This is a genomic window from Dorea sp. BIOML-A1 (assembly GCF_009875615.1).
Classification (GTDB): domain Bacteria; phylum Bacillota; class Clostridia; order Lachnospirales; family Lachnospiraceae; genus Dorea_A; species Dorea_A amylophila.
This window is the reverse complement of the sequence record NZ_WWSA01000029.1, coordinates 1-24,301: the sequence shown is the minus strand read 5'-3', so window position 1 is coordinate 24,301 and position 24,301 is coordinate 1. Positions and strand designations below refer to the sequence as shown.

The following is a 24,301-nucleotide window of genomic DNA, read 5'->3' as shown; positions in this document are numbered from 1 at the left end:
TGCAAAATAAGATTGACATACCGTATCATCTGTGTTATTCTAACACCGTAAACTTTAACGCTTTAAAGCGCAACGCTTTAAAGCAAATTAGCGAAAACGAGTGAAAAGAAATGAGGAAAGTAGAGGAGAAAGGTTATGGCGATGAAATTATTGATGCTGGTGATATTTTTTGCAATTATGGTATCGGTTGGCATCTATGCAAGAAAGCATACGACAAGTGTAGACGGTTATGTGTTAGGGGGGAGATCGGTAGGCCCGTGGCTTACGGCATTTGCGTATGGTACGTCATACTTCTCAGCGGTTGTATTTGTAGGATATGCAGGTCAGTTCGGATGGAAATACGGTCTTGCGTCGACATGGATCGGAATCGGAAATGCGATCATCGGAAGTCTGCTGGCATGGGTGGTACTTGGAAGACGTACCAAGGTAATGACACAGCATCTGAATTCCAAGACGATGCCGGATTTCTTTGGTGAGAGATATGGAAGTAAGGCGCTGAAGATTACGGCTTCAGCGATCGTATTCATATTCCTGGTGCCGTATACAGCTTCTGTATACAATGGATTGTCAAGATTGTTTGGAATGGCATTTAACATTCCTTATAAATATTGTGTAATCGGAATGGCAGTATTTACAGGAATCTATGTTATCCTCGGTGGATACATGGCTACGGCGATCAATGATTTTATTCAGGGAATCATTATGCTGGGCGGCATTGTTGCAGTCATCCTGGCAGTATTAAATGGTCAGGGCGGATTTATTCAGGCAATTAAGACCATGGCAGAGATTCCAAGTGATGTGCCGGTGACAATGGGACAGCCGGGAGCATTTACTTCATTCTTCGGGCCGGATCCGTTGAATCTTCTTGGAGTGGTTATCCTGACTTCTCTTGGAACATGGGGACTTCCGCAGATGGTTGGAAAGTTCTATGCGATCAAAGATGAGAAATCCATCAATACGGGAACGGTGATCTCTACATTATTTGCGATCGTGATCTCCGGAGGATGCTACTTCCTTGGAGGATTCGGAAGACTGTTTGATGCACCGGAACTGCACGATGAGGCGGGCAATATGATCTTTGACGGAATCATCCCGCATATGTTGTCAACACTTCCGGATATCCTGATCGGTATTGTGGTAGTATTGGTATTATCGGCTTCCATGTCAACACTGGCTTCGCTGGTACTGACATCCAGTTCAACGCTGACACTGGATTTCTTAAAAGATAATGTAATGAAAGATATGAGCGAGAAGAAACAGGTACGTACGATGCAGGTGATGGTTGTGTTCTTTATTGTATTATCGGTAGTGATCGCAATGGATCCGCCTACATTCATCGCACAGCTGATGGGAATTTCCTGGGGAGCACTTGCCGGAGCGTTCCTGGCACCATTCATGTATGGTCTCTACTGGAAAGGCGTGACAAGAGCTGCTGTATGGGCCAGCTTTGCGGCAGGTGTCGGGATTACGGTTCTGAATCTGTTCTTCCACTTTATTGCATCACCGATCAATGCAGGAGCAGTTGCAATGGTAGCAGGACTGATCGTAGTACCGGTAGTGAGTGTGCTTACACCAAAGCTTAAGAAGGACAGAGTGGATGAGATCTTTGCCTGCTATGATGAAAAGGTTACGATCACCAAGAAACGTTCGTTGGAACAGAATTAGTGGAAATAATCTGAAAAATCAAATATATTAAAAAACATCAAGGGAAGTGATTAAAATTATCACTTCCCTTTTGCGTGGGGATATGTTAGGATATAAAAGTATTAAAAATGAACAACAAAGTTGATGAATATTATTGCTGATTTGGCAGCGATGATTTGATTTGAAATATGAGGCAAAAGGAGTGGAGCTTGAATTATGAAGAATTATCAGAAATATGAGAAAAGTTATTTTATGCCGCCGGAGGTTACATATGACTGGGCGAAAAAAGATGCGGTAGAACAGCCTCCGAAGTGGTGCAGCGTAGACTTAAGAGATGGTAACCAGGCGTTGATCGAGCCGATGAGTCTGGATGAAAAGCTGGAGTTTTTCCAGATGTTGGTAGATATTGGATTTAAGGAGATCGAGGTTGGATTCCCGGCTGCTTCCGAGACAGAATATCAGTTTATGAGAACCCTGATCGAAAAAGACATGATTCCGAATGATGTAACGGTCCAGGTACTGACACAGGCAAGAGAGCATATCATCAAGAGAACATTTGAAGCTGTAAAGGGAGCACCTCATGCAGTGATTCATTTATACAATTCTACCTCTGTTGCACAGAGAGAGCAGGTGTTCAGAAAAGATAAAGAACAGGTAAAACAGCTGGCGATCGACGGGGCAAAATTACTTCTGAAGCTTGCAAGTGAGACAGACGGTAACTTTACATTCGAATACAGCCCGGAGAGTTTCCACGGAACAGAAGTGGACTATGCTGTAGAAGTGTGCAATGCGGTGCTGGATGTATGGCAGCCGACAGCTGATAATAAAGCGATCATCAATATTCCTACAACTGTAGAAAACGCAATGCCGCATACATTTGCTTGCCAGTTAGAGTATGTACATAAGCATCTGAAACACAGAGAGAATGTAGTACTTTCCCTGCATCCGCACAACGACAGAGGATGCGGTGTGGCGACAGCGGAGCTTGGTATCCTTGCAGGTGCCGACCGTATCGAAGGCACACTGTTCGGAAACGGAGAACGTACCGGTAACGTTGACATTATTACACTTGGCATGAATATGTATTCCCAGGGTGTAGATCCGGGACTTGATTTCTCGAATATGAAAAAGATCCGTGAGACTTATGAACGCCTGACAAGAATGCAGGTATACGACCGTCAGCCATATTCCGGAGATCTGGTGTTTACGGCATTTTCGGGATCTCATCAGGATGCGATTGCAAAAGGTATGGCATGGAGAGATGAGAAGAAATGTGACAAATGGACGGTTCCATATCTGCCGATCGATCCGAAGGATGTAGGAAGAGAATACGATTCAGACGTTATCCGTATCAACAGCCAGTCCGGTAAGGGCGGCGTAAATTACATCTTAATGCACAGCCACGGAATCAATCTTCCAAAGGCAATGCGTGAAGAAGTAGGATATATGGTAAAAGATGTATCGGATAAAGCACACAAGGAGCTGACACCGGACTGGGTATACCAGATCTTCTCAGATCATTATATTAATACAAAATCCATCTTCCATATCGACGAGTGCCATTTTAAACAGGTAGATGGAATCACTGCGGAAGTGACGATCAATCATGCAGGAGAGAGCAAAGTGATCACTTCGAATGGAAACGGACGTCTGGATGCAGTAAGTAATGCGATCAAGCAGTATTTTAACATCAGCTATGAATTATCCTTCTATGAGGAGCATTCGCTTACAAAGGGATCTTCTTCTAAGGCTGTGGCTTATGTGGGAATTATCTGCAACGGAAAGACATTCTGGGGCGTAGGAATCGATCCGGATATCATCAGAGCGTCCATTGAAGCCTTGATCGTTGCGGTAAATAAGATTGAAGAACTTGGGAGTGCTGATGCATGTACGGATGCAAGAATGATCGAGATCATGAATTATGTACAGGCAAATTATATTGACATTACATTAGATGACCTGGCAGAAAACTTCTTCCTGTCCAAACCTTATCTGTCAAAATACATTAAGGAAAAATCCGGAATGACATTTGGGGATCTGGTGAAGAAGATCCGCATGAAGAAAGCGAAAGCACTGCTCAAGAGCAGCAATATGACGGTTGAGAATATTGCAATGTCAGTAGGATATCAGAATGTGGAACATTTTAACAGATTGTTCAAGAAAGCTTATGATATGACTCCGATGCAGTTTAGAAATCAGAAATAGAATATGTAATGAAAAGTGACGGGGATGTGCCGGTGGTGCATCCCTTTTTCTGTGGTGTAAGGTATGGTGTGCTTTTGAATGGAGGAATAAGGATGTATAAAAGTTGTAAAATTTAACAATATAAGAAAATTGAAAATATACATAGAAAAGATAGGAATCGGGATAGATTTCATGTATAATATGTAATAGACTTTACAGAAAACATGATTGGGAGGAAGAGATAGAAATGTTAAAGTACATATTGATGATCCTTGGCGGTGTGATTTTTATTGCAGGATACTACTTCATGCAGCAGAATGAAGGCAGGGGGAAGACGATGATGTTCTATTCGTTGTTTACTTATGCCGGACTGACACTGGTGATCCTTTCCGGGGCAAGAGTTCTGGATCCTTTCTTTGAAGGACTCGGAAAGAACGGGGAGATGATCCAGCTGGCAGTAGAAGTTGCCTGCTTTGTAATTGGTGCGGAATTACTTCTGAAGCCTGCATTCGAAGACCAGAAAGAGATCGGAACAAAGAAGAATATTACACCACGTGGATCCGGAGATTCATTCAGTGCGAAGGCAAATAAGAAAGAAAGCACGAAGAAGACGAAGAAAAATAATAATCAGATTAAAAGAAGTTACAGTACAGGGAATAAAAAGTATCGTAAAAAATAAGACTTGCATAAGCAAGTCTTATTTTTTATGTACGGTATTTAATTCACGAATTATTTACCTTCAACCATCTTGTCGAACTTCTTAGTAAATGCTAACATGATAACTCCGCAGGCAACGATGATGATTGTAACAACACCATATGCTTTAATGAAGTCAAAGTTTCCGAGCCAGTTATAAAGTGGTCCGTAAGCTTTACCAGAGAAGAAGATGATCAGTGGCCATACACCAAGCATTGTTCCAAGAAGTTTCTTTGGAGCATATTTGCTGATGAAAGCGTTTCCAAGTGGTGAGAAGATAACTTCTCCGAGTGACATACATACAGATGCCAGGATGATTACCCAGATACCAACTGGATCTTTTGTGCCCTGTCCTGAAAGTGCAGCAGCAAGAACCATGGATCCTGTACAAAGACCAAGGATGATAATTCCGAGAGCAGTCTTTGTGAACATACCCCAGTCACCCTGTGGACGCTGTCTCATCTTAGCCCAGATTCCTGCAAAGATAGGGCAAAGAATGATACAAAGGAGTCCGTTCATTGAATCGAACCAGGCTGTAGGCATCTCGAAGGAACCGATGTTCCAGTTAGCCCATCCAGATCCTCCCTGGGATACCGGACCGAATTCATAGTAAACAGGCATGTAAGCCATGTACCAGATCAGCCAGAAGATACCAGAGAATACTGTTACGATCAGGATAGCGATAACACGGTTTCTCTCAAGCTTAGTAAGAGGTGCGTTATCTTTCTCTTTGTCAGCTTTCTCTACGTTCTCTGTACGGTTATCAACAAGGAATGGTTTCTTTCCGGCTTCGCCGAATGATTTCATTCCGATGAACCACCATACACAGTCGATGAACATGAAGATTCCGCAAATCAGGAACATTGTACGGTATCCGGCGTTTGTACCAACCAGTGAAAGGAAAGTAGTTCCGCAGAAAGAACCGATGTTAACGAACATGTACTGTAAGTTGAATACAGTGTCCAGTTCGTCCTGATCAGCTAATGGGAAGAGACGTCCGTTGATACCAGATACGTTTCCTTTGAAGAAACCAGTACCGATAGATACGAGAATGATCATTGCCCACATCATTGCGATACCATTAGCGTCTGTTGCTTTCCATGCACACAGATAACCAAGACCCATGAGGATCTCACCAACAGGTACCAGGATACGAGGACTAATCCAACGGTCAGCGATATATCCACCGATAATAGGTGTGATATATGTGAAAGCTACCAGGTTAGAACTCATTGCAGCACCTACGGATTTGTCAAGTCCAAGACCACCGTGTGCTGCAGTGGCTACGATGAAAATCGAAAGCCCCCATTTAGCTGCATAGTATGCAAGTCTTTCAAAAGAGAAAGTCAAACAGCACACATAGAAACCAAATGGTAATTTTTTCTTAGTGTTCTCCATGAGATTCACCCTCCAATATGAAATTTTTCTTTGGTTTTAACAATACGAGGAAAAACCTCTCATGTTTAAAACTCTCAACGCAGTTAATCTTATCACAAACCAGACTAAAGTACAACTAATTGTTTAAGAAAAAGTTAAGGTTTTTTATGCTTTGTTAGGAATATGTATGTTGAAATGTAATAAAACGACCATATATAGCCGGAAAATGTAAGCAAAAATCACTAAATGATAATAGAAATCAAAAATAAACAGGATCGCTTATAGAGAAACTACATAGATAGAACACATAGAAGAGTTTATAGATTATTTACAAATAATATAAAGGATATTCTTGAATAATCAACTATATAAGGATATAATAAGACACAGATTTTGTAAAGGGGAAAATGATATGGCAAATTATTACCGTGTGGCTTATAAGGAGTCAAAGAACACGCTGAAACAGATCTGTGAACTTTTCCGCGTAGACAGCAGTGATATTACGATTAAGTTTATAGTGACGGTGATGGGACCGCTTGTGTTCTATTTTATGTGCAAATATGGAAACCCGGGAGGCGGTACGCCGGGAGGAATGACTTTTTTTGTCATTAAGTATATTGTAGTCTGGGCACTGGCATTTGTTGCGGCAGTGATACTGAACAGAACAATCTGGAGAAAGGTGTTATCGACAACGGCGGTCGGGGATGCAGAAGATCAGTTTGACAGACGATGCAGATTAAACGGTGGACCGGTGAGTTCCGAAATCCACTTTTTTGATGATCACTTTGACAGTGTAACTGCGAAAAAGACAAGATCATTCTCGTACAAAGATGTCACCAAGATACTGGAGACGAAAGAGGCATTCGGTGTAGTTGTGAAGGCAGATCCCGAGACAGTCGGATCGGCGAGAGCGATGATCGGATTTCCAAAGACTGCACTGGAAGGAAACAATACGGACGAACTGGCAGAATTTCTTCTGGAAAGATGCAGGAATATGAAGAGAAAAAAAGTGAAGAAGTTTTAGAACGGAATGTTGCAGATGAAAAGGCTATGTGCGTACGGAAGAAGTACGGGGACACATGGCTTTTTTATATTTATACAGGATTTATATGGGTCGTCAAGTATTTAACAAAAAACAATGTAAGGTATTGCGTTAAAGTGCCAAAAACAGTATAATATAATTGGAAAAAATTTGGTTTTACTTTTCAACATGGAAAAACGGAAAAACCCAATTTGAAATAATGAAAATGGAGGGCTAGACTATGGGCAACATGGCAGCAGACAATGCAGCAGGTAAGAGAATCAACAGTTTACTTGATGCAGGCAGTTTTGTTGAGATCGGTGGAGCAGTAACAGCAAGAACGACTGATTTTAACATGCAGGAAAAAGAAACTCCGGCAGACGGTGTGATCACCGGATATGGAGTGATCGATGGAAATCTGGTATACGTATACAGCCAGGACGCCACTGTTTTAAATGGCGCGATCGGCGAGATGCATGCAAAGAAGATTTCTAATATCTATGATATGGCAATGAAGATGGGAGCACCGGTCATCGGACTGGTTGACTGTGCAGGATTCAGACTTCAGGAAGCAACAGATGCATTAGAAGCATTTGGAAAGCTTTATCAAAAGCAGTCAATGGCTTCCGGAGTGATCCCTCAGATCACAGCAATCTTCGGAACATGCGGTGGTGGACTTTCTATCGTACCGGCTCTGACAGATTTTACATTTATGGAAGCAAAGAACGGTAAATTATTTACCAATACTCCGAATGCAATTCCTGGAAATGACATTTCCAAATGTGATACATCTTCTGCAGCATTCCAGAGTGAGACAACAGGTCTTGTGGACGGAACAGGATCAGAAGAAGATATCCTTGCAGACATCCGTTCTCTTGTATGTATGTTACCGTGTAACAATGAAGAGGATTCTTCTTATGAAGAATGTAACGATGATCTGAACCGTGTATGTGCAGATCTTGCGAATGCAAAAGAAGACACAGCGATCGCTCTTACAATGATCTCTGATGACAACATCTTCTGTGAAGTGAAGAAAGCATATGCAAAAGATATGGTGACTGGATTCATCAAACTGAATGGTATGACTGTTGGTGCAGTTGCTAACCGTTCGAAAGTATATAATGAAGAAGCTGAAGTGGAGGCTGAATTTGACGGCTCACTTTCTGCTGACGGAGCTGAAAAGGCTGCAGAATTCGTACAGTTCTGTGACGCATTCAACATCCCTGTACTGACACTTACAAACGTAAGTGGATTTACAGCAAGCAAATACGATGAGAAACGTATCGCAAAATCAGCAGCAAAACTTACTTATGCATTTGCAGATGCAACAGTACCGAAGGTAAATGTTGTGATCGGTAAAGCATTCGGAAGCGCTTATGTGACAATGAACAGCAAAGCAGTCGGAGCAGATATGGTATATGCATGGCCGGATGCAGAGATCGGAATGATGGATGCAAACCAGGCAGCTAAGATCATGTATGCGGATGCTGATGCAGCAACCATCAGAGAGAAAGCAGCAGAATACAAGAATCTGCAGTCAAGCCCATTATCAGCAGCGAAAAGAGGATATGTGGATACGATCATCGAAGCAGCAGATACAAGAAAATATGTGATCGGCGCATTTGAGATGTTATTCACAAAAAGAGAGGATCGTCCGGCAAAGAAACACGGTACGGTTTAGAGAGGTGAGGCAAAGTGAAGAAAAAAATAAGCGTATTACTTTGTGTGCTTGTCGCAATGCTCTGCTTTACCGCTTGCGGAAGTAAGAAAGAAAATCTTCAGTATGATAAATCAACGATCACACAGGCAACAGATTTTCTGATCGAGTATTGCAACAGTGCAGATGCAGATACTATCGAACAGTGGAACAAGATGACAGATTTCCAGATCGAGTCTCAGCTGAATCAGGCAGGTGTTCCATTTACAAAAGATAGTTTCCTTGCAGCTCTGGATGCATGGCAGCAGGGAACAAAAGAGTGTGGGGAATATGTAAGCCACGGTGATTACAAATTCGAACCATCCTCTGATGAACTGAAAGTAACGACCAGTGCAAAATTCAAAGACCGTGATGCAGACATTACATTTGTTTTTGATGAGGACCTTTATCTGGACAGTACAACGATCGATGCACATTACAGCATCGGTGAGATCATGGAAAAAGCAGGACTGAATACAATCCTTGGAATGGGTACCGTATTCGTAATCTTGATCTTTATCTCAATTCTGATCTCCCTGTTCAAATACATTCCTGCACTTGAAGAAAAATTCAAGAACAAAGGAAAAGCAGAAAGCACACAGGAAGCAGCTCCGGCTCCGGCAGCAGTTGCAGCACCTGTAGTAGAAGAAGCATCGAATGATGATGAACTGGCAGCAGTTATTTCCGCAGCGATCGCTGCTTATGAAGCAGAAGCCGGTGGAAGCACAGACGGCTTCGTAGTAAGAAGCATCAAGCGTCGTCCATCAAATAAGTGGCACGCATAATTAATTAGGAGGATGAATTCAATGAAAAATTATACAATCACAGTGAATGGCAATGTATATGATGTAACAGTAGAAGAAAACGGAGCAGGTGCAGCACCGGTTGCAAGACCTGCAGCAGCACCGAAGGCAGCTCCTGCGGCAGCACCAGCAGCACCAAAGGCAGCACCTGCAGGTGGAGCAGGATCCATCGAAGTAAAAGCCGGAGCAGCCGGAAAAGTATTCAAGATCGAAGCAAATGTAGGTCAGGCTGTAAAGAAAGGTGATGCAGTTGTCATCATCGAGGCTATGAAGATGGAGATTCCAGTTGTAGCACCGGAAGACGGAACCGTTGCAAGCATTGATGTAGCAGTAGGCGATGCAATTGATTCAGGCGCTGTTCTTGCTACATTGAACTAACATCATTTATATGGTGTTTATCTAACACGACTGGAGGTTAAAAAATGGAATATATAACGACAACATTAGGAAACCTCGTGCATCAGACGGCGTTTTTCAGTCTTACATGGGGCAATGTAGTCATGATCGCGGTTGCATGTGTTTTCCTTTATCTTGCAATCAGACACGGATTCGAGCCTCTGCTTCTTGTTCCAATCGCATTCGGTATGTTACTGGTTAACATTTATCCGGACATCATGCTTCATGCAGAAGATGCGGCAAATGGAACAGGCGGACTGCTTTACTACTTCTATAAACTGGATGAGTGGTCAATCCTCCCTTCCCTGATCTTCATGGGTGTAGGAGCGATGACAGACTTCGGACCACTGATCGCTAACCCTAAGAGTTTCCTTCTTGGTGCCTCTGCTCAGTTCGGTATCTTTGCAGCATACCTTGGAGCGATGGCTATGGGATTCTCTGACAAAGCGGCAGCAGCGATCTCAATCATTGGTGGAGCTGATGGACCTACCTCTATCTTCCTTGCAGGTAAGTTACAGCAGACAGCTTTACTTGGACCAATCGCGGTAGCGGCATATTCATATATGTCACTGGTGCCGATCATCCAGCCACCGATCATGAAGCTTCTGACAACAGAAAAAGAACGTAAGATTAAGATGGAACAGTTAAGACCTGTTTCCAAGCTTGAGAAGATCTTATTCCCGGTCATCGTTACGATCGTTGTGTGCGTGATCCTTCCTACAACAGCACCACTGGTTGGTATGTTAATGCTTGGTAACCTGTTCCGTGAGTCCGGAGTTGTAAGACAGCTGACAGAGACAGCTTCCAATGCAATGATGTACATCGTAGTTATCCTGCTGGGAACATCCGTAGGAGCAACAACGAGTGCCGAGGCATTCCTTAATATGGATACGATCAAGATCGTAATTCTCGGTCTGATTGCATTCGCATTCGGTACAGCCGCAGGTGTACTGTTCGGTAAACTGATGTGTGTTGCAACACATGGTAAGGTTAATCCACTGATTGGTTCTGCCGGTGTATCTGCAGTTCCAATGGCAGCCAGAGTATCACAGAAGGTCGGAGCTGAGGCAGACCCGACAAACTTCCTTCTGATGCATGCTATGGGACCAAACGTTGCGGGTGTTATCGGTACAGCCGTAGCTGCCGGAACATTCATGGCGATCTTTGGCGTAGGAATTTAAGCGATATATAATTAGGAGGAAATAAAATGGCAGATATAGTAAAAAAACCTGTAGAGATTACAGAAACGATCCTGCGTGATGCGCATCAGTCTCTGATCGCAACCCGTATGACAACAGAGCAGATGCTCCCGATCGTTGATAAGATGGACAAGGTTGGATATCATTCCGTAGAGTGCTGGGGTGGAGCTACCTTCGATGCATCTCTTCGTTTCTTAAAAGAAGATCCATGGGAAAGACTTCGTAAATTCCGTGATGGATTCAAAAATACAAAACTTCAGATGTTATTCCGTGGACAGAACATCTTAGGATATCGTCCATACGCAGATGATGTGGTAGAATATTTCGTACAGAAATCTGCTGCGAACGGAATCGACATCATCCGTATCTTTGACTGCTTAAATGATCTTCGTAACCTGAAGACAGCAGTTAAGGCTGCAAATAAAGAAAAAGTAGAAGCTCAGATCGCATTATCTTACACTTTAGGTGATGCTTATACATTAGATTACTGGGTAGACATTGCCAAGAAGATTGAAGAGATGGGTGCAAACTCTATCTGTATCAAAGATATGGCTGGTCTTCTGACACCGTATAAGGCAACAGAGCTGATCGGAGCAATGAAAGAAGCGGTAGATCTTCCGATCCAGCTGCATACACACTACACATCAGGTGTTGCTTCTATGACTTACATGAAAGCAGTAGAAGCTGGTGTAGATGTCATCGACACAGCAATGTCACCATTCGCACTTGGAACATCCCAGCCTGCAACAGAAGTTATGGTTGAGACATTCAAGGGAACACCTTATGACACGGGATTAGACCAGAAACTTCTGGCAGAGATCGCTGACTACTTCCGTCCGATCCGTGACGAGGCTCTTGACAGCGGACTCCTTAATCCAAAGAACCTTGGTGTTAACATCAAGACTCTTCTGTATCAGGTACCGGGTGGAATGCTTTCTAACCTGACATCACAGTTAAAAGAGCAGGGTGCGGAAGACAAGTTCTACGATGTACTTGAAGAAGTTCCAAGAGTACGTAAAGACCTTGGAGAACCACCGCTTGTAACACCTTCCTCACAGATCGTTGGTACACAGGCTGTATTCAATGTATTGATGGGAGAACGTTACAAAGTAGCAACAAAAGAGACAAAAGACCTCTTAAGCGGAAAATACGGACAGACAGTAAAACCTATGAATCCGGACGTAATCAAGAAAGTACTTGGCGATGATCCTGAGATCATCACATGCCGTCCTGCAGACCTGATTCCGGACGAATTAGATACACTCCGCAAAGAATGCGAACAGTGGATCCAGCAGGATGAAGATGTACTGTCTTACGCACTGTTCCCACAGGTTGCTGTAGACTTCTTCAAGTATAGAGAAGCACAGCAGACAAAGGTGGATGCGACAGTAGCGGATACGGAAAACGGAAGTTATCCTGTATAGGTTTTCGAGAGGACGTCAAGTGTAGAAGTTCCTGATTCAATGCGGCTTCGGGTGCTTGCAAGGCGTAAGCGAAAAAAAGACGATAAGATAAGAACCGAATACATTCGGACGGAAAATCCTGATGATTTTCCGCCTCAGGTATTCTTTTGGGATGTGCTTGTAGCACATCCCAAATCTTATTTTATCGTCTTTTTTTCACCAACTCCTTGCAAAGCACCCTGCGAATGCATTGAACCAGGAACTTCTACACTTGACTGTTCGTGAAAATATACGAGGATAGCGGGGAGTATGGCTTCTCAGAAAGTAGTGGAAAAAGCGAGCTGAAAAACGTTTTCCGGCGGAGCCCCAATAGCTTGGCGGTAACAGTAAATTCACTTTCGGTTGTCGGAGTGTGTGGCTAAGGGATAGGTGGCGGTATGGGTAAGCAGATATCGTTGGTGGGATTAGAAGATGTTAAAAGAAAAGTCGGGAAAATCAGGATTCAAGATGTGCTACAAGCACAGCTTGAAAGAATACCTGAGGTGAGAAATCATTAAGATTTCTCGCTGAATGTATTCGGTGCCTGATTTTTCCCAACTTTTCTTTGTTACATCTTCTTTCCCGGCATAAGCATCTGCTTACCCATACCGCCACCTATCCCGTAACCACATATGCCCCACTCGAACTAATTGACTATTCCCCCACAAAGCTATATAATAAAACCATTGTTTGAAAAAGAGGTACATCGCATGAGCGTAAAAAATGAACTGCTGAAGATGATCGATGAAAGATATCAGAAATTCAGCAAAGGACAGAAAAAACTGGCGGATTTTATCCGTGAGGATTATGATAAAGCGGCTTTTTTGACGGCTGCGAAGATGGGGGAAGAGGTTGGTGTCAGTGAATCGACAGTTGTGAGATTTGCAACTGCCCTTGGATATGACGGGTATCCGGAGTTCCAGAAGGCTTTGGGAGAACTGGTGCGGATGAAGCTGAATTCCATCCAGCGTATGGAAGTGACGTATGGGCGGATCAGCCAGGGGGAGATCCTTGCTTCGGTTCTACATTCGGATATTGAGAAGATCAAGCTTACGATGGAAGCAATTGACCATGAGGCATTTGAAATGGCGGTAGATACGATCTTAAAAGCAAAACGGATCTATGTGATCGGAATCAGAAGCTGCTCGCCGCTCGCAAGCTTCTTAAGCTTTTATCTGAATCTGATATGCGAGAATGTAACGGCTGTCAATACGAACAGTTCCAGCGAGATTTTTGAACAACTGATCCGTGTCAGTGAAGATGATGTGGTGATAGGGATCAGTTTTCCGAGATATTCCATGCGTACTTTGAAAGCACTGGAATTTGCAAGCAATCGGAAAGCTACGGTGATCACACTGACAGACAGTGTACATTCTCCGATGACGTTGTATTCTTCCTGCAACCTGATCGCAAGAAGCGATATGGCATCCATTGTAGATTCACTGGTGGCACCTTTGAGTGTGATCAATGCACTGGTCGTAGCGCTCTGCATGAAGAAGCAGAAAGAGGTTATTACAACGCTTGAGACACTGGAACAGATATGGGATGAATATCAGGTGTACAGTAAGGATGAACTGAATATGGTGGGGGATCGAGTTGAACTTTCCGGAAATGAAAATGGAAAACTAGAGAAGGATAATGGAAGATGAGTAAAGTAGTTATCGTTGGAGGAGGAGCGGCAGGAATGTTCGCTTCTATCGCAGCAGCCGAATGCGGACATCAGGTTGTAGTATATGAGAAGAATGAAAAGCTTGGAAAAAAATTGTATATTACAGGAAAAGGAAGATGCAATATAACCAATGCCTGCGATATGGAAGGATTATTTGAGGCAGTCAGAACAAATGCAAAGTTCTTATACAGCAGTTTTTACGGATACACGAATCAGCAGGTGATCGATTTCTTTGAGCGGATCAATGTGCCGGTGAAGATTGAACGTGGAGACCGTGTATTTCCGGTGTCGGATCGTTCTTCGGATGTCATCCGTGGTCTGGAACGGGAGATGGACCGTCTGGGCGTGGAAGTGCATCTGCGCACGGCAGTAAAAAAAATAGTGGAAAAAGACGGACATTTTGAAAAAGTAATACTGGGAGACCAGACGCAGGTTTGTGCAGATGCATGTATCGTGGCAACGGGCGGATTGTCTTATCAGTCAACCGGATCCACCGGTGATGGCTTCCGCTTTGCAGAAAGCCTCGGTCATACCGTGACGGAATGTATGCCGGCGCTGGTACCGATGGAATGCAAAGAGGAATGGGTGCCCGAACTGCAGGGACTTTCTCTTCGGAATGTTAATGTGACGATCTGTGACGGAAAGAAAAAGCTGTACGACGATTTCGGAGAAATGTTATTTACGCATTATGGTGTGAGCGGACCGCTGATCTTAAGTGCGAGCAGTTATGTCGGAAAGAAATTGAAAGCAAAAGAACTGACTCTTAAGATCGATCTGAAACCGGCGCTTTCAGAGGAGCAGCTGGATCACAGGGTGCTCCGTGAATTTGAGGAGAATCAGAACCGTCAGTTTAAGAATGCGGTACACAAGCTGTTCCCGTCAAAACTGATTCCGGTTATGATCGAATTGAGCGGGATCGATCCGGAAAAGAAAGTCAATGTGATCACAAAAGAAGAACGTCTGGGATTCGTCAGACTGATCAAGAATCTTGAGTGTACGCTTACAGGTCTGAGAGATTACAATGAAGCGATCATCACAAAAGGTGGAATCAAGATCAAAGAAGTCGATCCGGGAACGATGGAATCAAGACTTGTGAAAGGATTACATTTTGCCGGAGAGGTTCTGGATCTGGATGCAGTGACGGGTGGATTTAACCTTCAGATTGCCTGGTCTACAGCGTATGCGGCGGGAACCGGAATAGAAAACGCAGATGAATAAAATAGAAAATAAAAACAGAGGAGAGATACCATGGGATATAATGTAGCGATAGACGGACCGGCAGGTGCCGGAAAAAGCACGATTGCGAAGCTTGTAGCAAAGGAAAAAGGATACATTTACGTAGATACAGGAGCCATGTACAGAGGTCTTGCGATTCATTTTTTGGATAAAGGGATCCAGCCGCAAGAGACAGAGAAAGTGATCGAAGCATGCAAGGATGCGGAAGTGACGATCGCATATGAAGATGCCGTACAGCATGTATACCTGAACGGAAAGGATATTTCATCACGTCTGAGAAATGAAGAGGTGGGAAATATGGCATCTGTAACCTCCGCAATTCCGGAAGTGCGTAAGAAACTGCTGGAATTGCAGCAGAATCTTGCAAAGACACAGAATGTAATCATGGACGGAAGAGACATCGGAACCTGTGTTCTTCCGCATGCGGATGTGAAAGTATATCTGACGGCAAGCGTCGAGACGCGAGCTAAGAGACGTTACCAGGAACTGCAGGAAAAAGGGGAAGACTGTAATCTGGAAGAGATCGCACATGACATTGAAGAGCGTGACCGCAGAGATATGACGCGTGAGATCGCACCGCTGAAGCAGGCGGAGGATGCGGTTCTTGTAGACAGCTCGGACATGACGATCGCCGAAGTGGTGAAAACGATCGTAGATCTGTGCAGATAGATGAAGTTGGCAGAGAAAGGAATTGCATGATATGAATGTCGAACTTGCAAAGACAGCAGGATTCTGCTTCGGAGTGAAGCGTGCGGTAGATACCGTATACCAACAGATAGAACAATACCGGGGAGAGAAGATATTTACCTACGGACCGATCATCCATAATGAAGAAGTGATCAAGGATCTGAGAAGCCACGGTGTAGAAGTCCTGAATGATGAAGAAGAACTGAAAACGGCAGATGCGGATGTGGTAGTGATACGGTCCCATGGTGTAGCAAAATATATCTACGATATCCTGGAAGAACGTGGAATCACCTGTGTGGATGCAACGTGTCCTTTCGTGAAGAAGATTCATAAGATCGTTGCAGAAAAAAGCGCAGAGGGGTCATACATTGTGATTGTCGGAAACGGTGAGCATCCGGAGGTGCAGGGAATCCGCGGCTGGGCAGGAGAACAGGTGACGGTGGTGCAGACACCGGAAGATGCAGAACGATTTGAATTGCCGGATAAAGATCAGAAAGTATGTATCGTGGCCCAGACGACATTTAACTACAATAAATTCAAAGAATTAGTTGAAATTATTTCGAAAAAGAGGTATGATATAGTTGTTTTAAATACGATTTGCAATGCGACGAAAGAAAGGCAGACCGAAGCCCGTCAAATTGCAGCGAGAGTAGATGCTATGGTTGTGATAGGTGATAAACGTAGTTCGAATACTCAGAAGCTATTTGAAATCTGCAAAGAGGAATGTTTGAATACGTACTATATACAGACACTTGACGATTTGGATATTAATCAATTAAGGTCCGTGGAATCAGTAGGTATTACAGCAGGGGCATCCACGCCCAATAAAATAATTGAGGAGGTTCAAAATAATGTCAGAATTAACTTTTGAACAAATGTTAGAAGAGTCTTTTAAGACAATAAGAAATGGAGAGGTTGTAGATGGTACAGTCATCGACGTTAAACCTGATGAAATCATCTTGAATATAGGCTACAAAGCAGACGGTATCATTACAAGAAACGAATATACTAACGAGGCAAATGTTGATCTTACAACAGTTGTATCTGTTGGTGATCAGATGAGCGCAAAAGTCCTGAAGGTAAATGACGGAGAAGGACAGGTTCTGCTGACATACAAGAGACTTGCAGCAGAAAAAGGAAATGAAAGATTAAAAGAAGCATTCGAGAATCATGAAGTGTTAAAAGCTCCTGTAACTCAGATTCTTGGCGGTGGATTAAGCGTAGTAGTTGACGAAGCAAGAGTATTCATTCCTGCAAGCCTTGTTTCTGACACATATGAAAAAGACCTGAGCAAATATCAGGGACAGGAGATCGAGTTCGTGATCAGCGAGTTCAATCCTAGAAGAAACCGCGTGATTGGTGACAGAAGACAGCTCCTTGTTGCTGAACGTGCTGAAAAACAGAAAGAACTGTTCGCAAAGATCAGTGTAGGAGACAGAATGGAAGGAACTGTAAAGAACGTTACAGATTTCGGAGCATTCATCGATCTTGGCGGAGTAGATGGTCTGCTTCATATCTCCGAAATGTCTTGGGGACGTGTTGAGAATCCTAAGAAAGTATTCCAGGTAGGAGATAAAGTGGAAGTGATGATCAAAGATATCCATGATACAAAGATCGCACTCAGCCTGAAATTCCCGGAGACAAATCCATGGGCAAATGCAGCAGAGGATTATGCAGTAGGAACAGTGATTACAGGAAAAGTTGCAAGAATGACAGACTTCGGAGCATTCGTTGAATTAGCTCCTGGAGTAGATGCGTTACTTCATGTTTCACAGATTTCAAGAGCTCATGTTGACAAACCGTCGGATGTACTTTCAGTAGGACAGGAGATCACAGCTCAGGTCGTAGACCTGAACGAAGCTGAGAAGAAGATCAGCCTGAGCATGAAAGCGTTAGAACAGCCGGAAGAAGCTTCTGAAGAGACAGACGCTGAATAATATTGTGACAGATATACAAGGATAGAGGTGATTTCCTCTATCCTTTCTGAAGCTAAAGATAACAATGAGCCGGGATAAGTAAAAAGGCTCAATGATGTACTATCTTGGGAAACCTGCCTATGGCAGGTTTTCTGTGCGTATATGCATTTGTTAAAAATGCGACAAGATGTTCATGAAAATATACAATGGAATTAGTCACTTTCTATAGAAAATTGTCTATTTTTCCTGTATATTATATAAAGAGTAAATAGGAAGGAAGGAAAAAAGGATGGCATTGTTAACATTTAAGGGTGGAATCCACCCGGATGACGGCAAGAGCCTGGCTAAAGATAAGGCAATTGTCGAAGTAAAACCTAAGGGCGATCTGGTGTATCCTGTATCACAGCATATCGGTGCTCCGGCAAATCCTGTGGTAGCTGTTGGCGATCATGTTTTAAAAGGCCAGATGATAGCAGAAGCAGGAGGATTTGTGTCTGCTCCGATCTATGCATCTGTATCCGGAACAGTAAAGGCTATTGCACCGCATTTAAACCCGACAGGTGGAAGAGTGAACAGTATCGTGATCGAGAATGATGGCGAGTACAAAGAAGTGGAATATCCGGAAGTGACTCCGTTAGAGGATATGAGCAAAGAAGACATTCTGAATGCGATTGGAACAGCGGGAGTTGTAGGTATGGGTGGTGCAGGTTTCCCTACCAGAGTAAAGCTTTCACCGAAGGAACCGGAAAAGATTGATTATATCATTGCAAACTGTGCAGAGTGTGAGCCATATATCACCGCTGACTACAGAACAATGATCGAGACTCCGGAAAAGCTGGTCGGAGGAATGAAGATCATTCTCCGTCTGTTCGACAACGCAAAAGGAATCTTTGGCGTAGAGGACAACAAACCGGATTGTATTGAAAAATTAAAAGAACTGACGAAAGATGAACCACGTATCGAGGTGATGGCTCTGAAGACCAAGTATCCTCAGGGTGGTGAGCGTCAGCTTATCTATGCAACAACAGGACGTGCGATCAATTCTGCAATGCTTCCGGCAGATGCAGGATGCGTCGTAGACAACGTGGCTACAATGGTAAGTGTTTACCAGGCAGTAGTAGAAGGAAAGCCTTCTATGGAGCGTGTAGTGACAGTCAGTGGTGATGCGGTTGCAGAACCAGGTAACTTCCGAGTTCCGTTTGGTATGAACCAGCAGGAACTGGTAGAAGCAGCAGGAGGATTTAAGACAGAGCCTGAGAAACTCATCTCCGGTGGTCCGATGATGGGATTCTCCATGTTCTCATTAGATGTACCTGTAACAAAGACATCTTCATCAATTCTTGGATTTACCAAAGATGAAGTGGCTAAGATGGAGCCGTCTGCATGTATCAACTGCGGACGCTGTGTAGAAGCCTGTCCAAGCCGCCTGATCCCATCGAGACTGGCGGATTATGCAGAACATCATGACGAAGAGAAGTTTACAAAACATGAAGGACTCGAATGTATGGAATGTGGTTCGTGCAGTTTCGTATGTCCGGCAAAACGGCCGCTGAAACAGGCAATCGGATCTATGAGAAAGATTGCTTTAGCGAACCGTAGAAAGAAAAAATAAAACAAGAAAGAAGAAGAGGTGAACAAAAGTGAGTGAGAACAATTTGAAAATGTCATCTTCACCACATATTCGTTCCAAAGCGACTACCAGTAATATTATGATGCTGGTGGCCATCGCACTTTTGCCGGCATCTGCATTTGGTGTATGGAACTTTGGACTGCCGGCATTCGGAATGCTGGTTACAACAACGGTTGTAGCAGTATTGACGGAATACATATACGAAAAATTAATGCACAAGAAGATTACGATCAATGACTGGAGTGCAGCAGTAACAGGACTGTTACTCGGACTGAATATGCCTCCTACAGCTCCGTGGTGGATGGGAGCAATCGGTAGTGTATTTGCTATTCTGATCGTAAAACAGTTATTCGGAGGTCTGGGACAGAACTTTATGAACCCGGCTCTCGGCGCAAGATGCTTCCTTCTGCTTTCATTTACAAGCCAGATGACAAGCTTTGTATATGATGGTGTGACAGGGGCTACACCACTTGCACAATTAAAAGCAGGTAATACAGTGAATACGATGGATATGCTGATCGGTAGAATTCCTGGAACAATCGGTGAGACATCCGTGATCGCAATCGTGATCGGAGCAATCTTCCTGATCCTTATGGGAGTAATTGATCTCAGAATTCCTGGAACATACATTGTTACATTTGTGATCTTTGTCGGAATCTTCGGACATATTGCAAATCCGGATGTCGGATTCTTTGATCCACAGTACATCACAGCACATCTCTGCGGAGGCGGACTGATGCTTGGTGCATGGTTCATGGCAACCGATTATGTAACATCTCCGATCACACCGAAAGGACAGTTTGTATACGGTATTATCCTTGGTGTGTTAACAGGTCTGTTCCGTCTGTTTGGCGGTTCCGCAGAAGGAGTTTCTTATGCGATCATCATCAGTAACCTTCTGGTGCCATTGATCGAGAGAGTTACTCTTCCAAAACCATTTGGTAAAGGAGGAGAAAAATAATGAATAAGATTGTTAAGAATACACTGATCCTTACACTGATTACTGTAATTGCAGGATTCCTTCTTGGTGCGGTATATGAAATTACCAAGACTCCGATCGCACAGGCACAGGAGACAGCCAAAAAAGAAGCATGGCAGGCAGTATTTTCAGATGTAAAACTGGATGATTTCAAAGCAGAAGATGTAGATAAGAAGGCCGCAGACAAAGCTGTAAAAGATATGGGTGTCAATGCAACGATCGACGAAGTCTGTACAGCAGGTGATGCAGGATATGTCATCACAACAACAGACAAAGACGGATTCGGCGGCAATATCCAGATTACAGTTGGTATTAAGAAAGACGGTACGATCAACGGTGTATCTATTCTTTCTATCAGCGAGACAGCAGGTCTTGGTATGAAAGCTACAGAGCCTTCATTCTATAACCAGTATGTAAATAAACAGGCTGATAAATTCGTGGTTTCCAAAGACGGTGGAGACGGAGAACAGATCGATGCCTTAAGTGGTGCAACCATTACTTCAAGAGCAGTAACAGGAGCTGTCAATGCAGCACTCGGATATTATCAGAATGCATTTAAATAAACAGGAGGTAGTTAGTCATGAATAAATGTACTGAAAGAGTATATAACGGTCTGATCAAAGAAAATCCTACCTTCGTTCTGATGTTAGGAATGTGTCCGACCCTGGCGGTAACAACATCCGCTATTAACGGTTTAGGTATGGGACTGTCCACAACAGTCGTACTTGTACTGTCGAATATGTTGATCTCTATGTTACGTAAGGTGATTCCGGATTCAGTCAGAATGCCGGCATTTATCGTAGTCGTAGCATCTTTCGTAACAATTGTACAGTTCCTTTTAGAGGGATTCGTTCCAAGTCTGTATGATTCACTTGGACTTTACATCCCGCTGATCGTTGTTAACTGTATTATCCTTGGACGTGCAGAAAGTTATGCATCCAAGAACCCGGTACTTCCATCTATCTTTGATGGTATTGGTATGGGACTTGGATTTACATTTGGTCTGACCTGTATCGCGATCGTGCGTGAGTTTATCGGAACCGGAGCAATCTTCGGTGTTCAGATTCTTCCGCTTGCAGATGCAGCAGCAGGAAAAGGCGGATATGTACCGGTAACAATCTTCATCCTGCCGGCAGGAGCATTCCTTGTTCTTGCATTCCTGGTTGCAGGTATGAACAGACTGAAGAGACACGCAGCACAGAAAGGCAAGAAGATTGCCGAGCCACAGGGATGCGGCACAGACTGTGCATCATGCGGCGGATGCGGAAGCAAAGTATTCCCGACAGGGAATGAAGAGTAGGAGGAGTACATAGTATGAAAGAGTTATTGATTATTGCAATTGGTTCAGCTATCGTAAATAACGTTGTACTCAGCCAGTTCCTTGGAATCTGTCCGTTCCTTGGTGTTTCGAAGAAGGTTGAGACTGCAACCGGTATGGGTGGAGCAGTTGTATTCGTTATCACATTATCATCATTCTTTACGGGACTGATCTATAAATTCATCCTGGTTCCGCTGGGATTTGAATATCTGCAGACAATCGTATTCATTCTGTTTATCGCAGCTTTAGTACAGTTTGTAGAAATGTTCCTGAAAAAGAGTATGCCATCATTGTATAAAGCACTTGGTGTGTATCTTCCACTGATCACAACAAACTGTGCGGTACTTGGTGTGGCACTTACAAATGTTCAGAAAGAATATTCTATCTTAGAAGGTGTTGTCAATGGTATTGGTACATCTGTCGGATTCCTGATCGCGATCGTGATCATGGCCGGTATCCGTGAGAAGATGGAATACAATGATATTTCAGAGTCCTTCCAGGGAACTCCGATCGTACTGATCACAGCTTGTCTGATGGCGATCGCGTTCTGTGGATTCTCAGGATTAATTTAGGAGGAGGCAGACAATGAGTGTTACAGGTATTATTCTTGCGGCAGTTATCGTAGGAGGCACCGGATTATTCATTGGTGTATTCCTCGGCGTTGCCGGTAAGAAATTTGCGGTAGAGGTAGATGAAAGAGAAGAAGCCATCCTGGGCGTTCTTCCTGGAAATAACTGCGGTGGCTGTGGTTATGCCGGATGTTCCGGACTTGCAGCAGCGATCGTAAAAGGAGAAGCTGAAGTCGGCGGATGTCCGGTCGGAGGCGCTCCGGTAGCAGCAAAAGTCGGAGAGATCATGGGAGTTGCTGCAGGTGCACAGGTACACGAAGTTGCATTTGTAAAATGTGGCGGAGACTGTGAGAAAGCAAAACAGGAATATGAATATCACGGACTGAGCGACTGTACTATGGTCAACATGATGCAGGACGGCGGACCGAAAGCCTGTTCTTATGGATGTCTTGGAGACGGAAGCTGTGTTCAGGCATGTCCGTTCGATGCGATCCACATTGTAAACGGTGTGGCAGTTGTAGATAAAGAAGCATGTAAAGCATGTGGAAAATGTGTAGCTGTATGTCCAAAACACCTGATCGAGATCGTGCCATATGATCAGAAGCATCTGGTAAAATGTAATTCACAGGACAAAGGTAAAGCAGTTATGCAGGCATGTACAGCCGGATGTATCGGATGTAAGATGTGTGAGAAAGCATGTAAGTTTGAAGCTGTTACAGTGGAAAATAACATTGCGCACATCGACTACGAGAAATGTAAAGACTGTGGTGCCTGTGCAGTAAAATGTCCGAAGAAAGTTATCTCATAACAGGATGAAAAAGATATTGAAAGACGGATTTGTATTATTAAAAAATGATATAAAGAAGGCAAAATGGGCGGTTATATTTATAATCGCCTATTTTGTATTTGGAAGTCAATTTCTGCCGGGTATCTGCCCTATGGTCTGGATCACGGGATTTCCTTGTCCGGCATGCGGACTTACAAGAGCAGGAATTCGGCTTTTGCATCTGGACTTCAAAGGAGCATGGAAGATGCATCCGTTTATCTATGCATTTGCAGCAGGTGTGATGATATTTGCATGGAAGCGCTATATCTGTAAGAAGCCGATTGGAAAATGGTTTAAGACAGGCTGTGTCGTGTGTGTGGTTCTTATGGTGATTTACTACGTGTGGCGTATGTATCGGTATTTTCCGGACCAGCCGCCAATGAGTTATTACCACTATAATCTGCTTCGACTGCTCATGGATGTTGCGTTCGGAGCCCTGAAATGATAAGATAGACGCAAAAATAAGTAAGGCAAAGGAGAATGACAGATGGATGAAGAAAATAAGCAGGTAACCGCTGACGAGGTCTACAGTTACGGTGAATCAACAGAAAAACCGGCAGGAGAGCCGGAAGAGAAGGCGGAACCAGAGCCGGAAGCAACCGGATCAGAGGATGCACAGGATAATAAATTCGTATATCAGGACAATCAATACGATTACAGCCAGAACAGAAATGAGCAGTCAGACAACTCTCCAATGGACTTAAAAGACTGGATACTGACATTGATCGTATTACTGATCCCGTGTGTTGGAATAGTCATGTATTTCGTATGGGCATTCGAAAGTAACGGTAATATTAACCGGAGAAACTTCTGCAGAGCACAGCTGATCATATTCGCAGTATTACTGGGAATTTATCTGGTGTTGTTTATGCTGTTCGGCGTGGTTGCATTTAGCCGGGTGGTGGGCTATTAAATTTGTTTGGGATTTAATTTATTAACGGGGAAGCGGCCTCTCAGTCCTTGAAGGAAACAATAGATAAGGCTTCTTGTTCAGGTTCCATACCATAAGAAAC

Annotated in this window: 23 protein-coding genes; 22 read left to right on the top strand and 1 reads right to left on the bottom strand. The window is 43.6% G+C overall.

All coding sequences use genetic code 11. The features are described 5' to 3' along the window. Positions 1-135 precede the first annotated feature (135 nt). From GT508_RS11215 to GT508_RS11205, 3 genes are all read left to right on the top strand, one after another. Positions 136-1,665, top strand: a complete 1,530-nt coding sequence (locus GT508_RS11215; protein WP_161144256.1) for a sodium/proline symporter — start codon at positions 136-138, stop codon at positions 1,663-1,665. Between the two features lie 195 nt (positions 1,666-1,860). Next, positions 1,861-3,849: a 2-isopropylmalate synthase gene (locus GT508_RS11210; protein WP_028085857.1), complete on the top strand. Its 1,989-nt coding sequence runs from the start codon at positions 1,861-1,863 to the stop codon at positions 3,847-3,849. Between the two features lie 226 nt (positions 3,850-4,075). Further along, positions 4,076-4,507, top strand: coding sequence for a hypothetical protein (locus tag GT508_RS11205; RefSeq protein WP_028085856.1), 432 nt, complete (start codon positions 4,076-4,078; stop codon positions 4,505-4,507). 50 nt (positions 4,508-4,557) lie between these two features. On the opposite strand, the gene GT508_RS11200 is transcribed toward GT508_RS11205, so the two are convergent. Next, positions 4,558-5,922, bottom strand: a complete 1,365-nt coding sequence (locus GT508_RS11200; protein ID WP_161144255.1) for a peptide MFS transporter — start codon at positions 5,920-5,922, stop codon at positions 4,558-4,560. A gap of 391 nt (positions 5,923-6,313) precedes the next feature. On the opposite strand from GT508_RS11200, the gene GT508_RS11195 reads away from it, so the two are divergent. From GT508_RS11195 to GT508_RS14700, 19 genes are all read left to right on the top strand, one after another. Then, complete coding sequence (locus tag GT508_RS11195) at positions 6,314-6,925, top strand: hypothetical protein (protein ID WP_161144254.1); 612 nt, start codon at positions 6,314-6,316, stop codon at positions 6,923-6,925. A 238-nt stretch (positions 6,926-7,163) separates the two neighbouring features. Beyond that, positions 7,164-8,603 (top strand): acyl-CoA carboxylase subunit beta, encoded by a 1,440-nt coding sequence (locus tag GT508_RS11190; protein ID WP_117597376.1) that lies wholly within the window; start codon positions 7,164-7,166, stop codon positions 8,601-8,603. A 56-nt stretch (positions 8,604-8,659) separates the two neighbouring features. Continuing rightward, on the top strand, positions 8,660-9,403 hold the full coding sequence (locus tag GT508_RS11185; RefSeq protein WP_055214080.1) for an OadG family transporter subunit: 744 nt from the start codon (positions 8,660-8,662) through the stop codon (positions 9,401-9,403). A gap of 21 nt (positions 9,404-9,424) precedes the next feature. Then, positions 9,425-9,799, top strand: coding sequence for a biotin/lipoyl-containing protein (locus GT508_RS11180; RefSeq protein WP_006427330.1), 375 nt, complete (start codon positions 9,425-9,427; stop codon positions 9,797-9,799). Between the two features lie 44 nt (positions 9,800-9,843). Further along, positions 9,844-10,998 carry a sodium ion-translocating decarboxylase subunit beta gene (locus GT508_RS11175; protein ID WP_117597377.1) on the top strand — a complete coding sequence of 385 codons (1,155 nt, stop codon included), beginning with the start codon at positions 9,844-9,846 and terminating at the stop codon, positions 10,996-10,998. 26 nt (positions 10,999-11,024) lie between these two features. After that, positions 11,025-12,440, top strand: a complete 1,416-nt coding sequence (locus tag GT508_RS11170; RefSeq protein ID WP_161144253.1) for an oxaloacetate decarboxylase subunit alpha — start codon at positions 11,025-11,027, stop codon at positions 12,438-12,440. A 728-nt stretch (positions 12,441-13,168) separates the two neighbouring features. Then, positions 13,169-14,107 carry a MurR/RpiR family transcriptional regulator gene (locus GT508_RS11160; protein WP_161144251.1) on the top strand — a complete coding sequence of 313 codons (939 nt, stop codon included), beginning with the start codon at positions 13,169-13,171 and terminating at the stop codon, positions 14,105-14,107. Then, a complete protein-coding gene (locus tag GT508_RS11155) occupies positions 14,104-15,345 on the top strand; it encodes an NAD(P)/FAD-dependent oxidoreductase (RefSeq protein ID WP_161144250.1) in 1,242 nt (413 codons plus the stop codon). The genes GT508_RS11160 and GT508_RS11155 overlap by 4 nt, the downstream gene beginning before the upstream one ends. A gap of 30 nt (positions 15,346-15,375) precedes the next feature. Further along, positions 15,376-16,032, top strand: coding sequence for a (d)CMP kinase (cmk, locus tag GT508_RS11150; protein ID WP_028085846.1), 657 nt, complete (start codon positions 15,376-15,378; stop codon positions 16,030-16,032). 31 nt (positions 16,033-16,063) lie between these two features. Then, positions 16,064-16,921: a 4-hydroxy-3-methylbut-2-enyl diphosphate reductase gene (gene ispH, locus GT508_RS11145; protein ID WP_138376163.1), complete on the top strand. Its 858-nt coding sequence runs from the start codon at positions 16,064-16,066 to the stop codon at positions 16,919-16,921. Beyond that, the gene (rpsA, locus tag GT508_RS11140; protein ID WP_117597383.1) at positions 16,902-17,987 is read left to right on the top strand and encodes a 30S ribosomal protein S1; all 1,086 of its coding nucleotides are present in this window, start codon (positions 16,902-16,904) and stop codon (positions 17,985-17,987) included. The genes ispH and rpsA overlap by 20 nt, the downstream gene beginning before the upstream one ends. Positions 17,988-18,255: 268 nt before the next feature. Beyond that, complete coding sequence (gene rsxC, locus GT508_RS11135) at positions 18,256-19,578, top strand: electron transport complex subunit RsxC (protein WP_117597384.1); 1,323 nt, start codon at positions 18,256-18,258, stop codon at positions 19,576-19,578. Between the two features lie 49 nt (positions 19,579-19,627). Next, on the top strand, positions 19,628-20,557 hold the full coding sequence (locus GT508_RS11130) for an RnfABCDGE type electron transport complex subunit D (RefSeq protein WP_055180443.1): 930 nt from the start codon (positions 19,628-19,630) through the stop codon (positions 20,555-20,557). Then, the gene (locus tag GT508_RS11125; protein WP_161144249.1) at positions 20,557-21,138 is read left to right on the top strand and encodes an RnfABCDGE type electron transport complex subunit G; all 582 of its coding nucleotides are present in this window, start codon (positions 20,557-20,559) and stop codon (positions 21,136-21,138) included. The genes GT508_RS11130 and GT508_RS11125 overlap by 1 nt, the downstream gene beginning before the upstream one ends. A gap of 17 nt (positions 21,139-21,155) precedes the next feature. Beyond that, positions 21,156-21,875 (top strand): electron transport complex subunit RsxE, encoded by a 720-nt coding sequence (gene rsxE / locus GT508_RS11120; protein WP_028085840.1) that lies wholly within the window; start codon positions 21,156-21,158, stop codon positions 21,873-21,875. Between the two features lie 14 nt (positions 21,876-21,889). Next, a complete protein-coding gene (locus tag GT508_RS11115; protein ID WP_117597385.1) occupies positions 21,890-22,465 on the top strand; it encodes an electron transport complex protein RnfA in 576 nt (191 codons plus the stop codon). Positions 22,466-22,478: 13 nt separating this feature from the next. After that, complete coding sequence (locus GT508_RS11110) at positions 22,479-23,270, top strand: RnfABCDGE type electron transport complex subunit B (RefSeq protein WP_006427345.1); 792 nt, start codon at positions 22,479-22,481, stop codon at positions 23,268-23,270. Between the two features lie 16 nt (positions 23,271-23,286). Next, complete coding sequence (locus tag GT508_RS11105; RefSeq protein WP_243121336.1) at positions 23,287-23,733, top strand: DUF2752 domain-containing protein; 447 nt, start codon at positions 23,287-23,289, stop codon at positions 23,731-23,733. Between the two features lie 42 nt (positions 23,734-23,775). Continuing rightward, positions 23,776-24,201 carry a hypothetical protein gene (locus GT508_RS14700; protein ID WP_243144110.1) on the top strand — a complete coding sequence of 142 codons (426 nt, stop codon included), beginning with the start codon at positions 23,776-23,778 and terminating at the stop codon, positions 24,199-24,201. Positions 24,202-24,301 lie beyond the last annotated feature (100 nt).